Origin of the sequence: Citrobacter sp. MGH 55, assembly GCF_016906145.1 — a bacterium.
In the GTDB taxonomy this organism is placed as follows: domain Bacteria; phylum Pseudomonadota; class Gammaproteobacteria; order Enterobacterales; family Enterobacteriaceae; genus Citrobacter_A; species Citrobacter_A amalonaticus.
In genome coordinates, this window is record NZ_CP070239.1 from 1,398,248 (window position 1) to 1,415,976 (window position 17,729).

At 52.4% G+C, this 17,729-nt stretch carries 15 protein-coding genes, 1 rRNA gene and 1 pseudogene; 9 read left to right on the plus strand and 8 right to left on the minus strand.

The annotated features are described in order from the left end of the window. Window positions 1-12: 12 nt before the first annotated feature. Window positions 13-128 (plus strand): 5S ribosomal RNA (rrf, locus tag JTI98_RS05640). A 102-nt stretch (window positions 129-230) separates the two neighbouring features. Here rrf and mobB read toward each other — a convergent pair. Next, window positions 231-734, minus strand: coding sequence for a molybdopterin-guanine dinucleotide biosynthesis protein MobB (gene mobB, locus JTI98_RS05645; RefSeq protein WP_046401649.1), 504 nt, complete (start codon window positions 732-734; stop codon window positions 231-233). Further along, the gene (gene mobA / locus JTI98_RS05650; protein ID WP_216082020.1) at window positions 731-1,315 is read right to left on the minus strand and encodes a molybdenum cofactor guanylyltransferase MobA; all 585 of its coding nucleotides are present in this window, start codon (window positions 1,313-1,315) and stop codon (window positions 731-733) included. Before mobA ends, mobB begins: the two co-directional genes overlap by 4 nt. Window positions 1,316-1,384: 69 nt before the next feature. On the opposite strand from mobA, the gene JTI98_RS05655 reads away from it, so the two are divergent. The 3 genes from JTI98_RS05655 (at window position 1,385) to dsbA (ending at window position 3,355) form a co-directional block, all read left to right on the plus strand. Next, window positions 1,385-1,654, plus strand: a complete 270-nt coding sequence (locus tag JTI98_RS05655) for a YihD family protein (protein WP_042325406.1) — start codon at window positions 1,385-1,387, stop codon at window positions 1,652-1,654. Window positions 1,655-1,730: 76 nt separating this feature from the next. After that, complete coding sequence (locus JTI98_RS05660; protein ID WP_216082021.1) at window positions 1,731-2,717, plus strand: serine/threonine protein kinase; 987 nt, start codon at window positions 1,731-1,733, stop codon at window positions 2,715-2,717. A 14-nt stretch (window positions 2,718-2,731) separates the two neighbouring features. After that, a complete protein-coding gene (dsbA, locus tag JTI98_RS05665) occupies window positions 2,732-3,355 on the plus strand; it encodes a thiol:disulfide interchange protein DsbA (RefSeq protein ID WP_044327813.1) in 624 nt (207 codons plus the stop codon). A gap of 12 nt (window positions 3,356-3,367) precedes the next feature. Here the strand turns inward: dsbA and JTI98_RS05670 are convergent, their stop codons facing one another. Beyond that, the gene (locus tag JTI98_RS05670) at window positions 3,368-4,303 is read right to left on the minus strand and encodes an acyltransferase (RefSeq protein ID WP_043001789.1); all 936 of its coding nucleotides are present in this window, start codon (window positions 4,301-4,303) and stop codon (window positions 3,368-3,370) included. Window positions 4,304-4,667: 364 nt separating this feature from the next. Here JTI98_RS05670 and polA point away from each other — a divergent pair, with 364 nt between their 5' ends. Beyond that, window positions 4,668-7,454 carry a DNA polymerase I gene (gene polA / locus JTI98_RS05675; protein ID WP_216082022.1) on the plus strand — a complete coding sequence of 929 codons (2,787 nt, stop codon included), beginning with the start codon at window positions 4,668-4,670 and terminating at the stop codon, window positions 7,452-7,454. A 333-nt stretch (window positions 7,455-7,787) separates the two neighbouring features. Here the strand turns inward: polA and yihA are convergent, their stop codons facing one another. Then, window positions 7,788-8,420 carry a ribosome biogenesis GTP-binding protein YihA/YsxC gene (gene yihA, locus JTI98_RS05680; protein WP_042998843.1) on the minus strand — a complete coding sequence of 211 codons (633 nt, stop codon included), beginning with the start codon at window positions 8,418-8,420 and terminating at the stop codon, window positions 7,788-7,790. A 213-nt stretch (window positions 8,421-8,633) separates the two neighbouring features. Here yihA and JTI98_RS21385 point away from each other — a divergent pair. The 3 genes and pseudogenes from JTI98_RS21385 to hemN all read left to right on the plus strand — a co-directional run bounded on the left by JTI98_RS21385 (window position 8,634) and on the right by hemN (window position 11,069). Then, a pseudogene (locus tag JTI98_RS21385) lies at window positions 8,634-8,895 on the plus strand (hypothetical protein). 103 nt (window positions 8,896-8,998) lie between these two features. After that, window positions 8,999-9,508: a Der GTPase-activating protein YihI gene (gene yihI / locus JTI98_RS05685; RefSeq protein ID WP_216082023.1), complete on the plus strand. Its 510-nt coding sequence runs from the start codon at window positions 8,999-9,001 to the stop codon at window positions 9,506-9,508. A 187-nt stretch (window positions 9,509-9,695) separates the two neighbouring features. Then, window positions 9,696-11,069 (plus strand): oxygen-independent coproporphyrinogen III oxidase, encoded by a 1,374-nt coding sequence (hemN, locus tag JTI98_RS05690; RefSeq protein WP_044328674.1) that lies wholly within the window; start codon window positions 9,696-9,698, stop codon window positions 11,067-11,069. An 88-nt stretch (window positions 11,070-11,157) separates the two neighbouring features. Here the strand turns inward: hemN and JTI98_RS05695 are convergent, their stop codons facing one another. The 4 genes from JTI98_RS05695 to glnA form a co-directional block, all read right to left on the minus strand. Then, on the minus strand, window positions 11,158-11,268 hold the full coding sequence (locus JTI98_RS05695) for a YshB family small membrane protein (RefSeq protein ID WP_086512771.1): 111 nt from the start codon (window positions 11,266-11,268) through the stop codon (window positions 11,158-11,160). Between the two features lie 110 nt (window positions 11,269-11,378). After that, window positions 11,379-12,788 carry a nitrogen regulation protein NR(I) gene (glnG, locus tag JTI98_RS05700; protein WP_042998847.1) on the minus strand — a complete coding sequence of 470 codons (1,410 nt, stop codon included), beginning with the start codon at window positions 12,786-12,788 and terminating at the stop codon, window positions 11,379-11,381. 8 nt (window positions 12,789-12,796) lie between these two features. Then, a complete protein-coding gene (glnL, locus tag JTI98_RS05705; RefSeq protein ID WP_044257151.1) occupies window positions 12,797-13,846 on the minus strand; it encodes a nitrogen regulation protein NR(II) in 1,050 nt (349 codons plus the stop codon). 272 nt (window positions 13,847-14,118) lie between these two features. Further along, window positions 14,119-15,528: a glutamate--ammonia ligase gene (gene glnA / locus JTI98_RS05710; protein ID WP_042325425.1), complete on the minus strand. Its 1,410-nt coding sequence runs from the start codon at window positions 15,526-15,528 to the stop codon at window positions 14,119-14,121. A 376-nt stretch (window positions 15,529-15,904) separates the two neighbouring features. Here glnA and typA point away from each other — a divergent pair, with 376 nt between their 5' ends. Beyond that, window positions 15,905-17,728 (plus strand): ribosome-dependent GTPase TypA, encoded by a 1,824-nt coding sequence (gene typA, locus JTI98_RS05715; RefSeq protein WP_042325427.1) that lies wholly within the window; start codon window positions 15,905-15,907, stop codon window positions 17,726-17,728. Window position 17,729: the final 1 nt, after the last annotated feature.

Genomic DNA, 17,729 nt, shown 5'->3' on the forward strand with positions numbered 1-17,729 from the left:
AAACAGAATTTGCCTGGCGGCTGTAGCGCGGTGGTCCCACCTGACCCCATGCCGAACTCAGAAGTGAAACGCCGTAGCGCCGATGGTAGTGTGGGGTCTCCCCATGCGAGAGTAGGGAACTGCCAGGCATCAAACAAGTGAAGAGCCCATCCTGACGGATGGGCTTTTTGCGTTTCTGGATCACCGAATTTTGTAGGCCGGGTAAGGCGAAACCGCCACCCGGCAAGTCGTCAAATCGCACACCACGCCACAATAAACTTCGCAATCACATCTACATCATTTAAATCCAGCACCGGAACGTCAAGCGGCAATACAACATCACTGGCCACCGCAATCACATGCTCATCCAGCGTTAATTCGCTGAAATCATGTCCGGCATCGCTTCTGAACAGCAGGATCTTAGGCACGGCCTCATGCTTAAATCCCTCAACCAGCACCAGATCCAGCGTGGCATGATCCATCCTGCTGACCAGGTACGCCAGATTCAGTTCGGGTTCTTCAGGTGTCTCAGTCATTAATGCCCAACGTTGCTGACTGGCGACCAGCGTTTGCGCCGCTCCTGCTTTGCGTAGCTCGTAGCTGTCTTTGCCTGGCTTATCCACATCCATATCATGATGCGTATGTTTGATAAGTCCGGGGCGGATCCCGGCGGCGCACAGCGCCGGGATTAGCTTCCTGAGCAGCGTCGTTTTTCCCGTTCCGCTCCACGCGGCGATAGCCAGTAGAGGGATCATGGTTTCTTCTGCCATTTATCAAGCTCCTCAAGGGTATTCACATTCACAAACGCTTCCTTGCAGTCGCTGAAGTCAACGGCATGCCCACCTGCCTGACGCATAAAAACCATGACCCGCCGCTCGCCAGACTGTAAATAGCGCTGCAAAAATGGCTGGACTGAACGATGAACCAGCGCAATGGTGGGATGATCGCGCTCTCCATCATGCACCCATACCACCGGTGCCTGATTGCACCGGGCACGTAAGCGGGCAGCCAGCGTTTGCGGGATAAAAGGGGTATCACAGGGGCAGAACAGAAACCAGTCGCCCGCCTCCTGTTGAAAAACAGAAAGCATGCCCGCCAACGGGCCGGGAAAATCCCCCATCACATCTGAAATGACTTTCAGGCCACCCGAGCGATAAATTTCCTGATGCCGATTGGCATTCACAACCACCGTTTCCAGTTGGGATAACAGCGTATCGGCGACATGTTTCCACAGCGGTTTCCCTTTAAGCTCAAGCAAGCCTTTATCAATGCCCCCCATTCGCCTGGCCTTTCCGCCAGCCAGTACAACCCCTGTTATTGCACTATCCTGATTCACTGATATCGCCTCTTTTATTGTGGGATTGACCCTGCTAACGTGTCTGTCTCAAGAGTAAGGAGCACGACCATGAAATGTAAACGCCTGAATGAAGTTATTGAACTCCTCCAGCCAGCCTGGCAAAAAGAGCCCGATCTTAACCTGATGCAATTTTTGCAGAAACTGGCGAAAGAGTCAGGTTTTGACGGTGAACTGGCGGATTTAACCGACGACATTCTGATCTATCACCTGAAAATGCGCGACTCTGCAAAAGACGCGGTTATTCCCGGTATTCAGAAAGATTACGAGGAAGATTTCAAGACGGCGCTGTTGCGCGCTCGTGGCGTAATTAAAGAGTAAAAGCTTGTAAGCGGGGCCACCGAAGCTGTTATGAAATGATATCCTGAATCATTCGACGTATTTTCCGGATGATGGGATGAATAACAACGCTTTCAATTTCCAGACATTACACCCGGATACCATCATGGATGCGCTGTTTGAGCAGGGGATCCGGGTGGATTCTGGTCTTACCCCGCTTAATAGCTATGAAAACCGTGTCTATCAGTTCCAGGATGAAGACCGTCGGCGTTTTGTCGTTAAATTTTATCGCCCTGAGCGCTGGTCAGTTGATCAGATCCTGGAAGAGCATCAGTTTGCGATTGAGCTGCTTGAGGATGAAGTCCCGGTTGCTGCGCCGTTGGCTTTTAATGGTCAGACGCTATTATCGCATCAGGGGTTCCACTACGCGATTTTTCCAAGCGTAGGCGGTCGACAGTTCGAAGCAGACAATATCGATCAAATGGAAGCGGTGGGCCATTATCTGGGGCGTCTGCATCAGACCGGCCGTAAGCAGCCATTTACCTGGCGACCGACCATCGGGCTGGACGAATACCTCGTCGAGCCGCGTAAACTCTTCGAGCACGCCCAACTCATTCCGTCCGCACAAAAGGCCGCATTTCTGAAAGCGACGGATACGCTGATTACGGCCGTCACTGAGCGGTGGCATACAAATTTTGACAGCCTTCGTCTACATGGCGACTGCCACGCTGGAAATATCCTCTGGCGCGAGGGGCCGCTGTTTGTCGATTTAGATGATTCCCGCAACGGTCCTGCCATTCAGGATCTGTGGATGCTTCTTAATGGTGATAAAGCTGAGCAACGTATGCAGCTTGAAACGATTATTGAAGCTTATGAAGAAGTTAGTGAGTTCGAAACATCTGAAATTGAACTGATTGAACCTTTACGTGCTATGCGTTTGGTTTATTATCTTGCCTGGCTGATGCGTCGTTGGGACGATCCTGCGTTTCCTAAAAACTTCCCGTGGTTAACCGGGGAAGATTACTGGCAACGACAGACCGCGACATTTATCGAGCAGGCAAAAGTCCTGCAAGAACCCCCATTACAATTAACACCCATGTATTAATCGGAGACGTAATCATGAAAAAGATTTGGCTGGCGCTGGCTGGTATGGTTTTAGCTTTTAGCGCATCGGCAGCGCAATTCGAGGATGGTAAGCAGTATACCACCCTGGAAAAGCCCGTTGCCGGTGAACCGCAAGTGCTGGAGTTCTTCTCTTTCTATTGCCCACACTGCTACCAGTTTGAAGAAGTCCTTCATGTTTCTGAGAACGTGAAGAAAAAACTTCCTGAAGGCGTCAAAATGACCAAATACCACGTTGAGTTCCTGGGCCCGTTGGGCAAGGATCTGACGCAAGCGTGGGCCGTCGCGATGGCACTGGGCGTAGAAGATAAAGTGACTGTGCCGATGTTTGAAGGGGTACAGAAAACCCAGACCGTGCAGAGCGTTGCAGATATCCGTAAAGTGTTCGTGGATGCCGGCGTTAAAGGCGAAGATTACGATGCCGCGTGGAACAGCTTTGTCGTGAAATCACTGGTTGCGCAGCAGGAAAAAGCTGCTGCCGATCTGCAACTGCAGGGCGTGCCGGCGATGTTTGTTAACGGTAAATATCAGGTGAATCCGCAGGGCATGGATACCAGCAGCATGGATATCTTTGTTCAGCAATATGCTGACACGGTGAAATACCTGGTCGGTAAGAAATAAAAGCAGCGCCGGTCAGTGACCGGCGTTTTTAGTTGTCGCTTTAATCTCTTCTATTAACACGTCTTTTTCGCTCCATAGCGTATTCAGCCATAGCTGGAAACGACGCTTAAATCCTTTATCGTTAACGTAATCGCCGTGCAGTTCTTCCTGAATGGGTTGCATGTCCACGCGAACCACTATGCGCGTTAGTTTCCCGCTCAGCATATCGAAGAAGGGCGTACGGTCGTTTTCCGGATAGCACAGCGTAACATTAAGTAATTTATCGAACTGCGAACCTAACACATTCAGCGCCATCGCAATGCCCGCCGCCTTTGGTGGCAACAGGTGTTGATACGGCGAGCGGGTCTGCTGACGTTTTTCTTCGGTAAAGCGGGAGCCCTCGACGAAATTAACGATCGTGGTGGGATGCGCGCGGAATTTCTCGCAGGACCGACGGGTAGTCTCGACATCTTTACCGCGGCGTTCCGGGTGGCGCAGGAGATAAGCGCGCGAATAGCGCTTCATAAATGGCATATCCAGTGCCCAGCAGGCGAGGCCGATAAAAGGTACCCAGGCCAACTGTTGCTTAAGGAAGTACTTGTTCATAGGAATGTGCTTGCGAAAGAGTACGCACAGTACCACGATGTCCGCCCAGCTGTGATGATTACACACCAGCAGATACCAGTTTTTCTTGCTCAGTCCTTCCAGGCCCTGCACATCCCATTTCAGCCATGGATTGAGATGCAACAGCAGGGCGAGGCCTTCACACCAGCAATACATCATGAAATTACAAAACAGAGATACCTTGCGCCAGACGAACGGAACGGGCAGCAGGAGCTTTACCAGTCCGGCCAGAATGATCGGTACGGAGCACAAAATTGTGACCACAATGGTCAATGCAATGCTCAGCAACAGGGTGACTGTAGCGAGTAATCTCGCCATGATTAAATTATTCAAAGGATTAGCCATAAACAGTACGCTAAAGTCGCGCAAGGGGGCTGATTTTATCAGAAAATGACTCAAATGACGGTTCTTCGCGACAGAGAAAAACACGCCATATCTATCCACATTCAGTAATTCAATGAAAACATAAAGGGTTTATTCTGTCGTTTTTATAATTAATTGAATTTAAAGAATATTATAAATGATGGTTAACGCATCGTTTTGAAATTAATGCGATGAAAATTAATTATTCACAAAGTTATCCACAGGCGGCTTTGCGAGCGATCCAGAAGATCTGCAAAAGAATTACGACAAATGTGGTGAAAAACTCATGTTTTCATCCTGTCTGTGGCATCCTTTATCCATAATCTGATAAACAGGCACGGACATTATGGTTCAGATCCCAGAAAACCCACTTATCCTTGTAGATGGCTCCTCTTATCTCTATCGCGCATACCATGCGTTTCCGCCGCTGACCAACAGCGCAGGCGACCCGACAGGCGCGATGTACGGTGTCCTCAATATGCTGCGCAGCCTGATCATGCAATATCAGCCAACGCATGCCGCAGTGGTATTTGATGCCAAGGGTAAAACCTTCCGTGACGAATTATTCGAGCATTACAAATCGCATCGCCCGCCGATGCCGGACGATCTGCGGGCGCAGATCGAACCGCTGCATGCCATGGTGAAGGCGATGGGGCTACCGCTGCTGGCTGTATCTGGCGTGGAGGCGGACGATGTTATTGGTACCCTGGCGCGTGAGGCAGAAAAAATGGGGCGCCCGGTGCTGATCAGTACCGGCGATAAAGACATGGCCCAACTGGTCACGCCAAATATCACACTCATCAATACCATGACCAACACCATTCTTGGCCCGGATGAGGTGGTGACAAAATACGGCGTGCCGCCGGAACTGATCATCGATTTCCTGGCGCTAATGGGCGATTCCTCCGATAACATTCCGGGCGTACCGGGGGTCGGGGAAAAGACCGCGCAGGCATTGCTACAGGGGCTGGGCGGCCTGGATACTCTTTATGCTGAGTCCGATAAAATTGCCGGGTTGACGTTCCGTGGTGCGAAAACTATGGCGGGTAAACTTGAGCAAAACAAAGAGGTGGCATACCTCTCCTATAAACTGGCGACGATCAAAACAGACGTTGAGCTGGAACTGACCTGCGAACAACTGGAAGTGCAACAACCCCAGGCTGACGAACTGGTTGGGCTGTTTAAAAAGTATGAATTCAAGCGCTGGACCGCTGATGTCGAAGCGGGCAAGTGGTTACAAGCAAAAGGGGCAAAACCGGCGGTAAAACCGCAGGAAACGATTGTCATTGATGAAGCCCCGGAAGAAGCCGCTGTCGTACTTTCTTATGAGAATTACGTGACCATTCTCGATGAAGCGACGCTGGAAACGTGGATTGCGAAGCTGAAAAAAGCGCCAGTGTTTGCCTTCGATACCGAAACCGACAGTCTGGATAACATCTCCGCCAACCTGGTAGGGCTCTCATTCGCTATTGAGCCGGGAGTGGCGGCTTATGTGCCAGTGGCGCATGACTATCTGGATGCGCCGGATCAAATCTCCCGCGACCGTGCGCTGGCGATGCTCAAGCCGCTCCTGGAAGATGAAAACGCGCGTAAGGTCGGGCAAAATCTCAAGTACGATCGCGGCATTCTGGCGAATTATGGTATCGAACTGCGCGGCATCGCTTTTGATACCATGCTCGAGTCGTACATTCTGAACAGCGTTGCCGGACGTCACGATATGGACAGTTTGTCCGATCGCTGGCTGAAACATAAAACCATCACTTTTGAAGAGATTGCGGGTAAAGGGAAGAACCAACTAACCTTTAATCAGATTGCGCTGGAAGAGGCGGGACGTTACGCGGCAGAAGATGCCGATGTCACCTTACAGCTGCATCTGAAAATGTGGCCAGAGCTGCAGCAGCACAAAGGGCCGCTGAACGTCTTTGAAAACATCGAAATGCCACTGGTACCGGTGTTATCTCGTGTAGAGCGTAACGGTGTGAAGATCGACCCCGCGGTGCTGCACAAGCACTCCGAGGAGATCACGCTCCGTCTGGCGGAGCTGGAACAGAAAGCCCATGAGATTGCAGGAGAAGTATTTAACCTTTCTTCAACCAAGCAGTTGCAGACGATCCTGTTCGAAAAACAGGGCATTAAGCCGCTGAAGAAAACCCCAGGCGGCGCGCCGTCAACCTCTGAAGAAGTGCTGGAAGAACTGGCGCTGGATTACCCGCTACCTAAAGTGATTCTTGAGTATCGCGGTCTGGCGAAGCTGAAATCGACCTACACCGACAAACTCCCGCTGATGATTAACCCGAAAACCGGGCGTGTGCACACCTCTTATCATCAGGCCGTGACCGCGACGGGCCGTTTGTCATCGACCGATCCGAACCTGCAAAACATTCCGGTACGTAATGAAGAAGGGCGTCGTATCCGCCAGGCATTTATCCCGCCGAAGGATTACCTGATTGTTTCTGCGGACTATTCGCAGATTGAATTGCGTATTATGGCGCACCTGTCACGCGACAAAGGGCTGCTGACGGCGTTTGCCGAAGGGAAGGACATTCACCGTGCCACCGCCGCCGAAGTGTTTGGTCTGCCGCTGGAGACCGTGACCAGCGAACAGCGTCGCAGCGCGAAAGCGATCAACTTTGGTCTGATCTACGGTATGAGTGCGTTCGGTCTGGCGCGCCAGTTGAACATTCCGCGTAAAGAAGCGCAGAAATACATGGACCTCTATTTTGAACGTTATCCCGGCGTGCTGGAGTATATGGAACGCACTCGCGCTCAGGCGAAAGAGCAGGGCTACGTTGAAACGCTGGAAGGCCGTCGTCTCTATCTGCCGGATATTAAATCCAGCAACGGCGCGCGTCGAGCGGGTGCGGAGCGTGCGGCGATTAACGCCCCGATGCAAGGAACCGCTGCCGATATTATCAAACGGGCGATGATTGCGGTCGATGGCTGGCTGGAAATGGAAAAACCGCGCGTGCGTATGATCATGCAGGTACACGATGAACTGGTGTTTGAAGTACACAAAGACGACCTGGACACGGTAGCGAAAAAGATCCATCAGTTGATGGAGAACTGCACACGCATTGATGTACCGCTGCTGGTGGAAGTTGGAAGTGGTGAAAACTGGGATCAGGCGCACTAAGTGCTCGCGAGATAACGCGCTTTTTTCGTAATTAAGCAACATAAGTGCGCGATTTTTGTGATGGGCATTGGAATTCCCTATGTAAAGAATGAAAAAAAATTACAAAAAGTGCTTTCTGAGCTGCTCAAAAAAGAGTAAAGTTATTCGCGTAGGGTACAGAGGTAAGATGTTCTATCTTTCAGACCTTTTACTTCACGTAATCGGATTTGGCTGAATATTTTAGCCGCCCCAGTCAGTTTCTGACTGGGGCGTTTTTTATGGGCGAAAGAAAGATAGGGTCGGCGTGCCAGACCGGATAAGACGCACCGCGTCGCTATCCGGCGTCGCGATGAATTACTCCCCGCCCTGATCCTCTTCCACCGGCGCCAGTTCGTTAAACCAGCTGTCCAGCTTCTGCCGTAATTTATCCACGCCCTGCTTTTTCAGCGATGAGAAGGTCTCAACCTGCACATCGCCGTTAAAGGCTAATACCGCTTCACGGACCATATTCAGTTGGGCCTTACGCGCCCCGCTCGCCAGTTTGTCCGCTTTCGTCAGCAGCACCAGAACCTGGATGTTGCTCTCGACGGCCCACTGTACCATCTGCTGGTCGAGATCTTTTAGCGGGTGGCGAATATCCATCAGCACCACCAGTCCCTGCAGGCTCTGGCGTTTTTCCAGATACTCACCCAGCGCGCGTTGCCACTTGCGCTTCATCTCTTCCGGCACTTCGGCGTAACCATAGCCGGGCAGGTCAACAAGGCGTTTGCCGTCGACCACTTCAAACAGGTTAATTAATTGAGTGCGGCCAGGCGTTTTCGAAGTACGCGCCAGGCTCTTCTGATTGGTCAGCGTGTTCAGCGCGCTGGACTTACCTGCGTTGGAACGGCCAGCAAATGCCACTTCAATCCCCGTATCGGAAGGTAAATGGCGAATATCAGGCGCGCTCATCACAAAGTGCGTCTGTTGATAATTCAGGTTAATCAAAGCGGTCGTCTCCGTCAGTCAAAGCTTTGCCGCGATTATACCTGAACAGGAGCAAAAGACTGATTTTTCGACATGGGTCTGTTGTGAGTAAAAACCCTGCATATTGTGAGACATTGCCGATTGTTCTTATACGAAATTTCAGAGTGATTGCAGAGAAAATAATTAAATAAATCAACTAAATCATACTATTAAAAGGTATGTAATATTCTGAAAATGGCTGAACTGTGCGGCCAACGACTTGTTACTTTACTCCAAAAGAGTAGAGTAACCCCCATAGCGAGGATAGCTGTACAGGAAGACGACTCAGGATGAGGGTCAGGAGCGCCAGGAGGCGAAGACACAGGATTGTCAGGATGACAGGCGTTCGGAGACGTTGGTATACGGAAACGGAAAAGACACGGAATGTTCCAGGCTGACGGAAAAACAGGGTGTGTTGATAGCCGACAGGGAATGTAGGACCCGTTCAGGGTTGTGAGTAAGGTGAAAAGGCGACAGAGCAATCTGTCGCCTTTTTTCTTTATTTCTGCTAGATTCCGGCGCAATTATATACTGAATAAAACAGCCAAAGACGAATCACTATGAAATCCACTTCTACACCACGCGGCAAAGGCCCTGCAAAGGCACGCCGTAAAACCCGTGAAGAGCTGAATCAGGAAGCTCGTGACCGCAAGCGTCAGAAAAAACACCGTGGACACGCGGCGGGTAGCCGTGCGACCGGTGGTGACGCGGCGTCAGGCGGTAAAAACAAGAACCAACAGAAAGATCCACGCATCGGCAGTAAAACCCCTATTCCATTGGGCGTGACCGAAAAAGTCACCAAACAGCACAAACCGAAGAGCGAGAAACCTATGCTTTCACCGCAGGCTGAGTTGGATTTACTGGAAACAGATGAGCGCCTGGATGCGATGTTAGAACGTCTTGAAGCAGGCGAAACCTTGAGCGCGGAAGATCAGTCCTGGGTGGATGCCAAACTGGATCGCATCGATGAACTGATGCAGAAGCTGGGCCTCTCCTACGATGATGACGAAGAAGAGGAAGATGATGAGAAGCAGGAAGATATGATGCGCCTGCTGCGTGGCGGTAACTAACGGTTTACACCGTGGGCCTGCCCGTCCTGCTTATAACCCTTCCGGTTATATGTTATCTGGTGTGGTTATTCGTTAAACTACAGCGGTTGTCGCGGCGACAGAAGTGGCTGCGCAGCCGGCTTAGTACTCGAAATGGAGTGCGGCCGGTACGCCGTACCCGCCAGAGACGCCATCGGAAGGAGTGAGCATGTCAGAACAACAAATAGACTGGGATCAGGCCCTGATCCAGAAATATAACTATTCCGGGCCGCGCTATACCTCGTACCCGACCGCGCTGGAATTTTCTGATGCGTTTGGCGAACCGGCATTTTTACAGGCTGTCGCGCGCTATCCTGAGCGTCCGCTCTCGCTTTACGTCCATATCCCGTTTTGCCATAAACTCTGCTACTTCTGCGGCTGCAATAAGATTGTGACCCGTCAGCAGCATAAGGCCGATCAGTATCTGGATGCACTCGAACAGGAAATTCTGCACCGTGCGCCGCTGTTTGCCGGACGCAAGGTCAGCCAACTGCACTGGGGCGGCGGCACGCCGACTTACCTGAATAAAGCGCAAATCAGTCGCCTGATGGCGCTGCTGCGAAATCATTTCCACTTCAATGCGGATGCGGAGATTTCGATCGAAGTCGATCCCCGTGAGATTGAGCTGGATGTGCTCGATCATTTACGCGCGGAAGGCTTTAATCGTCTCAGCATGGGCGTGCAGGACTTCAACAAAGAGGTCCAGCGACTGGTTAACCGTGAGCAGGATGAGGAGTTTATTTTTGCGCTGCTCAATCACGCACGTGACATTGGCTTTACGTCGACCAATATCGATCTGATCTACGGTTTACCTAAACAGACGCCGGAAAGTTTCGCCTTTACCCTGAAGCGGGTTGCGGAATTAAGCCCCGATCGTCTGAGCGTCTTTAACTATGCGCATTTGCCGACGCTGTTTGCCGCGCAGCGCAAAATAAAAGATGCCGATCTGCCCAGCGCGCAGCAGAAGCTGGATATTTTGCAGGAAACCATCTCCTCGCTGACAGAGACCGGCTATCAGTTTATTGGTATGGACCATTTTGCCCGCCCGGATGACGAACTGGCGATTGCCCAGCGCGAAGGCGTTCTCCACCGTAATTTTCAGGGATATACCACCCAGGGTGACACCGATCTGCTGGGGATGGGCGTTTCTGCCATCAGTATGATTGGCGATTGCTATGCCCAGAACCAGAAAGAGCTGAAACTCTACTATCAGCAGGTGGATGAGCAGGGAAATGCCTTATGGCGCGGTATCGCGCTGACTCGCGATGACTGTATCCGTCGTGACGTCATCAAGTCGCTGATCTGCAACTTCCGTCTCGACATTGCCTCAGTTGAGCAGCAGTGGGATCTGAACTTCGCGGATTATTTTGCCGAAGATCTGAAGCTGTTGGCACCGCTGGCGAAAGATGGGCTGGTGGATGTGACAACGAAGGGGATTCAGGTCACGCCGAAAGGGCGTCTGCTGATTCGCAACATTTGCATGTGCTTTGATGCGTATCTGCGCCAAAAAGCGCGGATGCAGCAGTTCTCACGCGTGATATAAAAACGTTGCCCGGTGGCGCTAACGCTTACCGGGCCTACGATTGATGTTGCCTGTAAGCCAGATAAGCATAGCGCCATCCGGCACAGTGTTAGCTGAACAGCCCAATCAGCGCGGCGCACAGTACTGCGGCAACCGCAGTTTGTGGCGTATGGCTGTCGACCGCTCCGCTTGATAGCAGATTTATAATCGATTCCAGCATGTTTTGTCCCCCGTTTGCCGGGCACGATCATACTGAACTCATCGGAACAGTAAAGTGCAAAATAACGGCAATTTGCGCTCAATTATTAATCTTTACACAAACGTGTGACGTTACTCCATTCCCAGCTCTTTTAACTTACGCGTCAGGGTATTACGCCCCCATCCGAGCAAGCGTGCCGCTTCCTGTTTATGGCCCTGTGTATGGCGTAGTGCTGTGGTCAGCAACGTGCGCTCCATTTCAGGTTGTGCTTCCGACAGCAGGTTTTGATGACCGGATCGCAGCGCCCGATCCGCCCACTGCGCCAGAAGCGTGGCCCAACTGTCCGGCTGGAGATGCGACGGGCTTTCGGGCGCGGTGGCTTCGAACAGTTCAGCGGGGAGATCCTGAATTAATACCTCTTGTCCGGCCGCCATTACGGTTAACCAGCGACAGGTGTTTTCCAGTTGGCGAACGTTGCCCGGCCATGCCAGCCGCGTCAGCGCCGCTTCGGTTTCAGGGTGCAATAACTTAGCTTCTACGCCCAGTTCACGCGCTGCAACCTGCAGGAAGTGGCGCGCCAGGCGCGGAATATCCTCCCGGCGCTCGCGCAACGGCGGCAGGTGTACGCGGATGACGTTCAGACGATGGAATAAATCCTCACGAAACTTGCCTTCCTGCACACGCAGTTCCAGGTTCTGGTGAGTCGCGGCGATGATTCGCACGTCCACCTTCACTGGCGCATAGCCGCCAACGCGATAAAACTGTCCGTCGGCTAATACGCGCAAAAGACGGGTCTGCACATCCAGCGGCATATCGCCAATCTCATCAAGAAACAGCGTGCCACCATCGGCCTGTTCGAAGCGTCCCTGACGAATGGTATTCGCTCCGGTAAATGCCCCTTTTTCATGACCAAACAGCTCGGATTCGATCAAATCTTTCGGAATCGCCGCCATGTTGAGCGCGATAAACGGCGCTTTGGCGCGTGGGCTGTGGCGGTGCAGGGCATGGGCGACCAGTTCTTTACCCGTCCCGGACTCCCCGTTAATCAACACGCTGATGGAGGAACGCGAGAGCCGCCCGATAATACGAAACACATCCTGCATGGCTGGCGCTTCGCCGATAATGTCCGTTGTCGGCCCATTGATCTGAATATTGCGCGGCTGCTGCTGTTCCTGATAATGGCTGATGGCGCGTTCAACCAGCGCTACCGCTTCATCGATATCAAAGGGTTTCGGCAGATAATCAAACGCCCCTTGCTGATAGGCGCTGACGGCAGCATCCAGATCGGAATGCGCAGTCATTATGATGACCGGCAGCATTGGATGACGCTGTTTAATCTGTTTTAACAGCGCCAGTCCGTCCATCCCCGGCATGCGAATGTCGGACAACAGCACGTCCGGCGTTTTGCTCGCCAGCGCACCCAGCACGTCGTTACCGTTTTCAAAGGTCGTACAACTCAGACCCGCCCCGGCGAGAGCACGTTCAAGCACCCAACGGATGGAACTATCGTCATCGACTACCCAGACTATCCCTCGTTGCATAAGCACCTCTATTTCCGAATCGGCAGATAAACCGAGAACTCGGTATGGCCTGGCCAACTGGTAAATTCAATTTTGCCGGAATGCTGATCGATCAAATTACGGGCGATGGATAATCCCAGCCCGGTGCCGCCTTCGCGGCCGCTGACCATGGGGTAAAACAGCGTATCCTGTAAGTGGGAAGGAATCCCCGGCCCGTTATCTTCGACGTCGATACGCGCCGCCAGGCGATAGCGCTCGCCGTGCAGCGTGAGCTGGAACGCGGTACGGGTACGTAGCACAATCTCCCCACCGTCTGACCCCAGAGCCTGCAATGCATTACGGACAATATTCAACAACACCTGCTCGATCTGTTCCGGGTCGTGCGGCAATTCCGGTAGGCTGGGATCGTAATCGCGGACCAGCGTGACGTTGGCCGGTAATTCCATAGAAACCAGCGCCACCACGCGCTCTGCCACCTTATGAATACTTTCCGTGACATGCGTTCCCGGCATCTGCGGGCCCAACAGCCTGTCGACCAGATTACGCAGTCGATCAGCCTGTTCAATAATGACTTTGGTGTATTCCAGCAGCGCCGGGTCGGGCAGGGCTTTACTTAATAGCTGTGCAGCGCCGCGTAAGCCACCGAGCGGGTTTTTAATCTCGTGTGCCAGTCCTCGCACCAGATCGCGCGCAGCGACCTGCTGAGCGTGCTGTAGCTGCTCCTGGCTCAGGCGGCGCTGATTATCCATCGGCGCCATTTCGAGCAGGATCTGGCCGTCTGGCAAACGCTGCGCGGTGAGCGACAGAATGTGTGAACGCCCATCAATCACCAACGTGACCTCATTGTCGGTAAACCCTTGTCCCGCCTCTAAGCTTTCACGCATCAGTTCGATATTCAAAGAAAAATAGCTCAGGAGTTCAGGAAGCGGCGTACCAAACAGTTTGCGGGAGCTTTGGGCGAGTAACTGCTGCGCGGCCGGGTTGGCGTAATGCACCGCCAGCTCATCGTCGACCAGTAAGATGCTGTTGATTAAAGAATTGAGGATCTGCCCAGCATCGGGCAGCGTGCCTGTTGCCATACAGCAGTCTCCTGAAAAATTTGCACCAATTTAGTGCATTATAGCTTTTTATGTAGAAAAAGCGCGAAGGATCAGATTGTTGACGGTGAAAAAAGCCCATCGTGAGATGGGCTAAAAGTTTCCACGGCAACTAAAAAACACCTGACGCCTTTCACGCCGCTGCTGCGTTGGCTACCTTCGCTCCCCCAGTCACATCGTTATCTMTGCTCCTGRGGATTCGCTCYSTTGCCGCCTTGCCGCAACGCGAAATTCGTCGGGCTTTTAAGATACAGTTAAACGCTGTAGTACAGCTCAAACTCTACCGGGTGCGGCGTCATGCGTACGCGGTCGTTTTCTTCAATACGCAGCGCGATGTAAGCATCGATAGCTTCATCAGTGAACACGCCGCCTGCTTTCAGGAACTCGCGATCCAGGTTCAGCTCGTTCAGTGCTTCTTCCAGAGAACCTGCAACCTGTGGGATCTCTTTCGCTTCTTCCGGCGGCAGGTCGTACAGGTTTTTGTCCATGGCTTCGCCAGGGTGGATCTTGTTCTTAATGCCGTCAAGACCGGCCATCAGCAGGGCTGCAAAGCACAGGTACGGGTTCGCTGCCGGATCCGGGAAACGGACTTCGATACGACGTGCTTTTGGAGACGCGACCACTGGAATACGGATAGAGGCAGAACGGTTACGGGCAGAGTAAGCCAGCATAACCGGTGCTTCGTAGCCCGGGACCAGACGCTTGTATGAGTTGGTGGTCGGGTTCGCAAGGGCGTTAATCGCTTTAGCGTGTTTGATTACGCCGCCGATGTAGTACAGCGCTTGCTCAGACAGGCCCGCATATTTGTCGCCAGAGAACAGGTTGGTACCGTTCTTAGACAGGGACATGTGGCAGTGCATACCGGAACCGTTATCGCCGAACATCGGTTTTGGCATAAAGGTCGCGGTTTTGCCGAAGCGGTGAGCGACGTTGTGTACCACATATTTGTAGATCTGAATTTCGTCCGCTTTTTTGGTCATGGTGTTGAAGCGGGTTGCCACTTCGTTCTGACCCGCAGTGGCCACTTCATGGTGGTGAGCTTCAACGACCAGGCCCATTTGCTCCATCACCAGACACATTTCAGAACGGATGTCCTGAGCAGAGTCTACTGGTGGAACCGGGAAGTAGCCGCCTTTTACTGCCGGACGGTGACCTTTGTTACCACCTTCGTACTGGGTGGAGGAGTTCCAGGCGCCTTCGATGTCATCGATAGCCACGTGAGAACCGGAGATTGACGCGCCGAAACGGATGTCGTCAAACAGGAAGAATTCTGGTTCTGGTCCAAACAGAACGGTATCCGCGATGCCGGTGGAGCGCAGGTATTCTTCAGCACGCTTGGCGATAGAGCGCGGGTCGCGGTCATAGCCTTGCAGGGTGCCAGGTTCCAGGATGTCACAACGGATGATCAGCGTAGAATCCGCGAAGAACGGGTCGATGACTGCGGTAGAAGCATCCGGCATCAGCACCATGTCGGATTCGTTGATGCCTTTCCAGCCACCAATCGAAGAGCCGTCAAACATTTTGCCTTCTTCGAAGAATTCGGCATTTACCTGATGAGCAGGAATCGTGACGTGCTGTTCTTTACCTTTGGTATCAGTGAAGCGCAAATCAACAAACTTCACTTCGTGCTCATTCAGCATCGTCAAAACGTGTTCAGCGGACATACTTAACTCTCCAGATTGGTCATAGTCGTCGTGGTAACGAGGTGTTCAATTCTTTAATCATTGGCCGTGTCGCCGTAAAAAAGATAAAGCGAAATCTGTGCCAACTTTTAAATTGCCCCTAAAAGGCGTTATCATGCGCACCATCGTGCAAAAGGGTTGCACCATGCCGTGTATGTTGCACCAGTATAGTGCTTTAATGTGAACATTAAGCACCATATTGGTGCAATGGACCGTGCATAACCCTTTTAACGCTCCGTGAAAGCGATCACAAAGAAACTCTGCAATACTTGTTTGCGGAGGATGTTTGTGATCCTGTTTTGTAGTGCGATTAATCCGTGTACAATAACGCGCTATTTCTAATGCCTGAGGCAAAGTTGTGATCGAAAATTTGCGTAACATCGCCATCATCGCGCACGTCGACCATGGTAAAACTACCCTGGTTGATAAGCTGCTGCAGCAATCCGGTACGTTCGACTCTCGTGCCGAAACTCAAGAGCGTGTGATGGACTCCAACGATTTGGAGAAAGAGCGTGGGATTACCATCCTCGCGAAAAACACCGCTATCAAATGGAATGATTATCGTATCAACATCGTTGATACCCCTGGGCACGCAGACTTCGGTGGTGAAGTTGAACGTGTCATGTCCATGGTTGACTCTGTGCTGCTGGTGGTTGACGCATTTGACGGCCCGATGCCGCAGACGCGCTTCGTGACCAAAAAAGCCTTTGCGCATGGCCTGAAGCCGATCGTGGTCATCAACAAAGTTGACCGTCCTGGCGCGCGTCCGGACTGGGTTGTCGATCAGGTATTTGACCTGTTTGTGAACCTTGACGCGACCGACGAACAGCTGGATTTCCCGATCATCTACGCTTCTGCGCTGAACGGTATTGCTGGTCTGGATCACGAAGATATGGCGGAAGACATGACCCCGCTGTATCAGGCGATTGTCGACCACGTACCTGCGCCGGACGTTGACCTTGATGGTCCGTTCCAGATGCAGATCTCTCAGCTGGACTACAACAACTACGTTGGCGTTATCGGTATCGGCCGCATCAAACGCGGTAAAGTGAAGCCGAACCAGCAGATTACTATCGTGGATAGCGAAGGCAAAACCCGCAACGGTAAAGTCGGTAAAGTGCTGACTCACCTGGGTCTGGAGCGTATCGATAGCGATCTGGCAGAAGCGGGCGATATCATCGCGATCACCGGTCTGGGCGAGCTGAACATCTCTGACACCATCTGCGATCCGCAGAATGTGGAAGCGCTGCCGGCACTGTCTGTTGATGAACCGACCGTCACCATGTTCTTCAACGTCAACACCTCTCCGTTCTGTGGCAAAGAAGGTAAATACGTTACCTCTCGTCAGATCCTTGACCGCCTGAACAAAGAGCTGGTGCACAACGTTGCACTGCGTGTTGAAGAAACTGAAGATGCGGACGCGTTCCGTGTATCCGGTCGTGGTGAGCTGCACCTGTCTGTTCTGATCGAAAACATGCGTCGTGAAGGTTTCGAAATGGCGGTTTCCCGTCCGAAAGTTATCTTCCGCGAAATCGATGGCCGTAAACAAGAGCCGTTCGAGAACGTGACGCTGGACGTTGAAGAGCAGCACCAGGGGTCTGTCATGCAGGCACTGGGCGAGCGTAAAGGCGACCTGAAAAACATGAATCCAGATGGCAAAGGCCGCGTACGTCTCGACTACGTGATCCCAAGCCGTGGTCTGATCGGCTTCCGTTCAGAATTCATGACCATGACCTCCGGTACCGGTCTGCTGTACTCCACCTTCAGCCACTACGACGACGTACGTCCGGGTGAAGTGGGTCAGCGTCAGAACGGCGTACTGATCTCCAACGGTCAGGGTAAAGCGGTTGCGTTTGCACTGTTCAGCCTGCAGGACCGCGGTAAGCTGTTCCTGGGTCACGGTGCTGAAGTATACGAAGGCCAGATCATCGGTATTCACAGCCGTTCTAACGACCTGACGGTAAACTGCCTGACCGGTAAGAAACTGACCAACATGCGTGCTTCCGGTACTGACGAAGCCACGGTTCTGGTTCCGCCGGTTAAGATGACTCTGGAACAAGCTCTGGAGTTCATCGATGACGACGAACTGGTAGAAGTGACGCCGCAGTCTATCCGTATTCGTAAACGTCACCTGACGGAAAACGATCGCCGCCGCGCGAACCGTGGTCCGAAAGAAGATTAAC

What these genes read in the sequence shown, in the direction of transcription:
- mobB (WP_046401649.1), bottom strand. Translation starts at nt 734, where the DNA reads ATGATCCCTCTACTGGCTATCGCCGCGTGGAGCGGAACGGGAAAAACG.
- JTI98_RS05655 (WP_042325406.1), top strand. Translation starts at nt 1,385, where the DNA reads ATGAAATGTAAACGCCTGAATGAAGTTATTGAACTCCTCCAGCCAGCC.
- JTI98_RS05660 (WP_216082021.1), top strand. Translation starts at nt 1,731, where the DNA reads ATGAATAACAACGCTTTCAATTTCCAGACATTACACCCGGATACCATC.
- dsbA (WP_044327813.1), top strand. Translation starts at nt 2,732, where the DNA reads ATGAAAAAGATTTGGCTGGCGCTGGCTGGTATGGTTTTAGCTTTTAGC.
- JTI98_RS05670 (WP_043001789.1), bottom strand. Translation starts at nt 4,303, where the DNA reads ATGGCTAATCCTTTGAATAATTTAATCATGGCGAGATTACTCGCTACA.
- polA (WP_216082022.1), top strand. Translation starts at nt 4,668, where the DNA reads ATGGTTCAGATCCCAGAAAACCCACTTATCCTTGTAGATGGCTCCTCT.
- yihI (WP_216082023.1), top strand. Translation starts at nt 8,999, where the DNA reads ATGAAATCCACTTCTACACCACGCGGCAAAGGCCCTGCAAAGGCACGC.
- hemN (WP_044328674.1), top strand. Translation starts at nt 9,696, where the DNA reads ATGTCAGAACAACAAATAGACTGGGATCAGGCCCTGATCCAGAAATAT.
- JTI98_RS05695 (WP_086512771.1), bottom strand. Translation starts at nt 11,268, where the DNA reads ATGCTGGAATCGATTATAAATCTGCTATCAAGCGGAGCGGTCGACAGC.
- glnG (WP_042998847.1), bottom strand. Translation starts at nt 12,788, where the DNA reads ATGCAACGAGGGATAGTCTGGGTAGTCGATGACGATAGTTCCATCCGT.
- glnL (WP_044257151.1), bottom strand. Translation starts at nt 13,846, where the DNA reads ATGGCAACAGGCACGCTGCCCGATGCTGGGCAGATCCTCAATTCTTTA.
- glnA (WP_042325425.1), bottom strand. Translation starts at nt 15,528, where the DNA reads ATGTCCGCTGAACACGTTTTGACGATGCTGAATGAGCACGAAGTGAAG.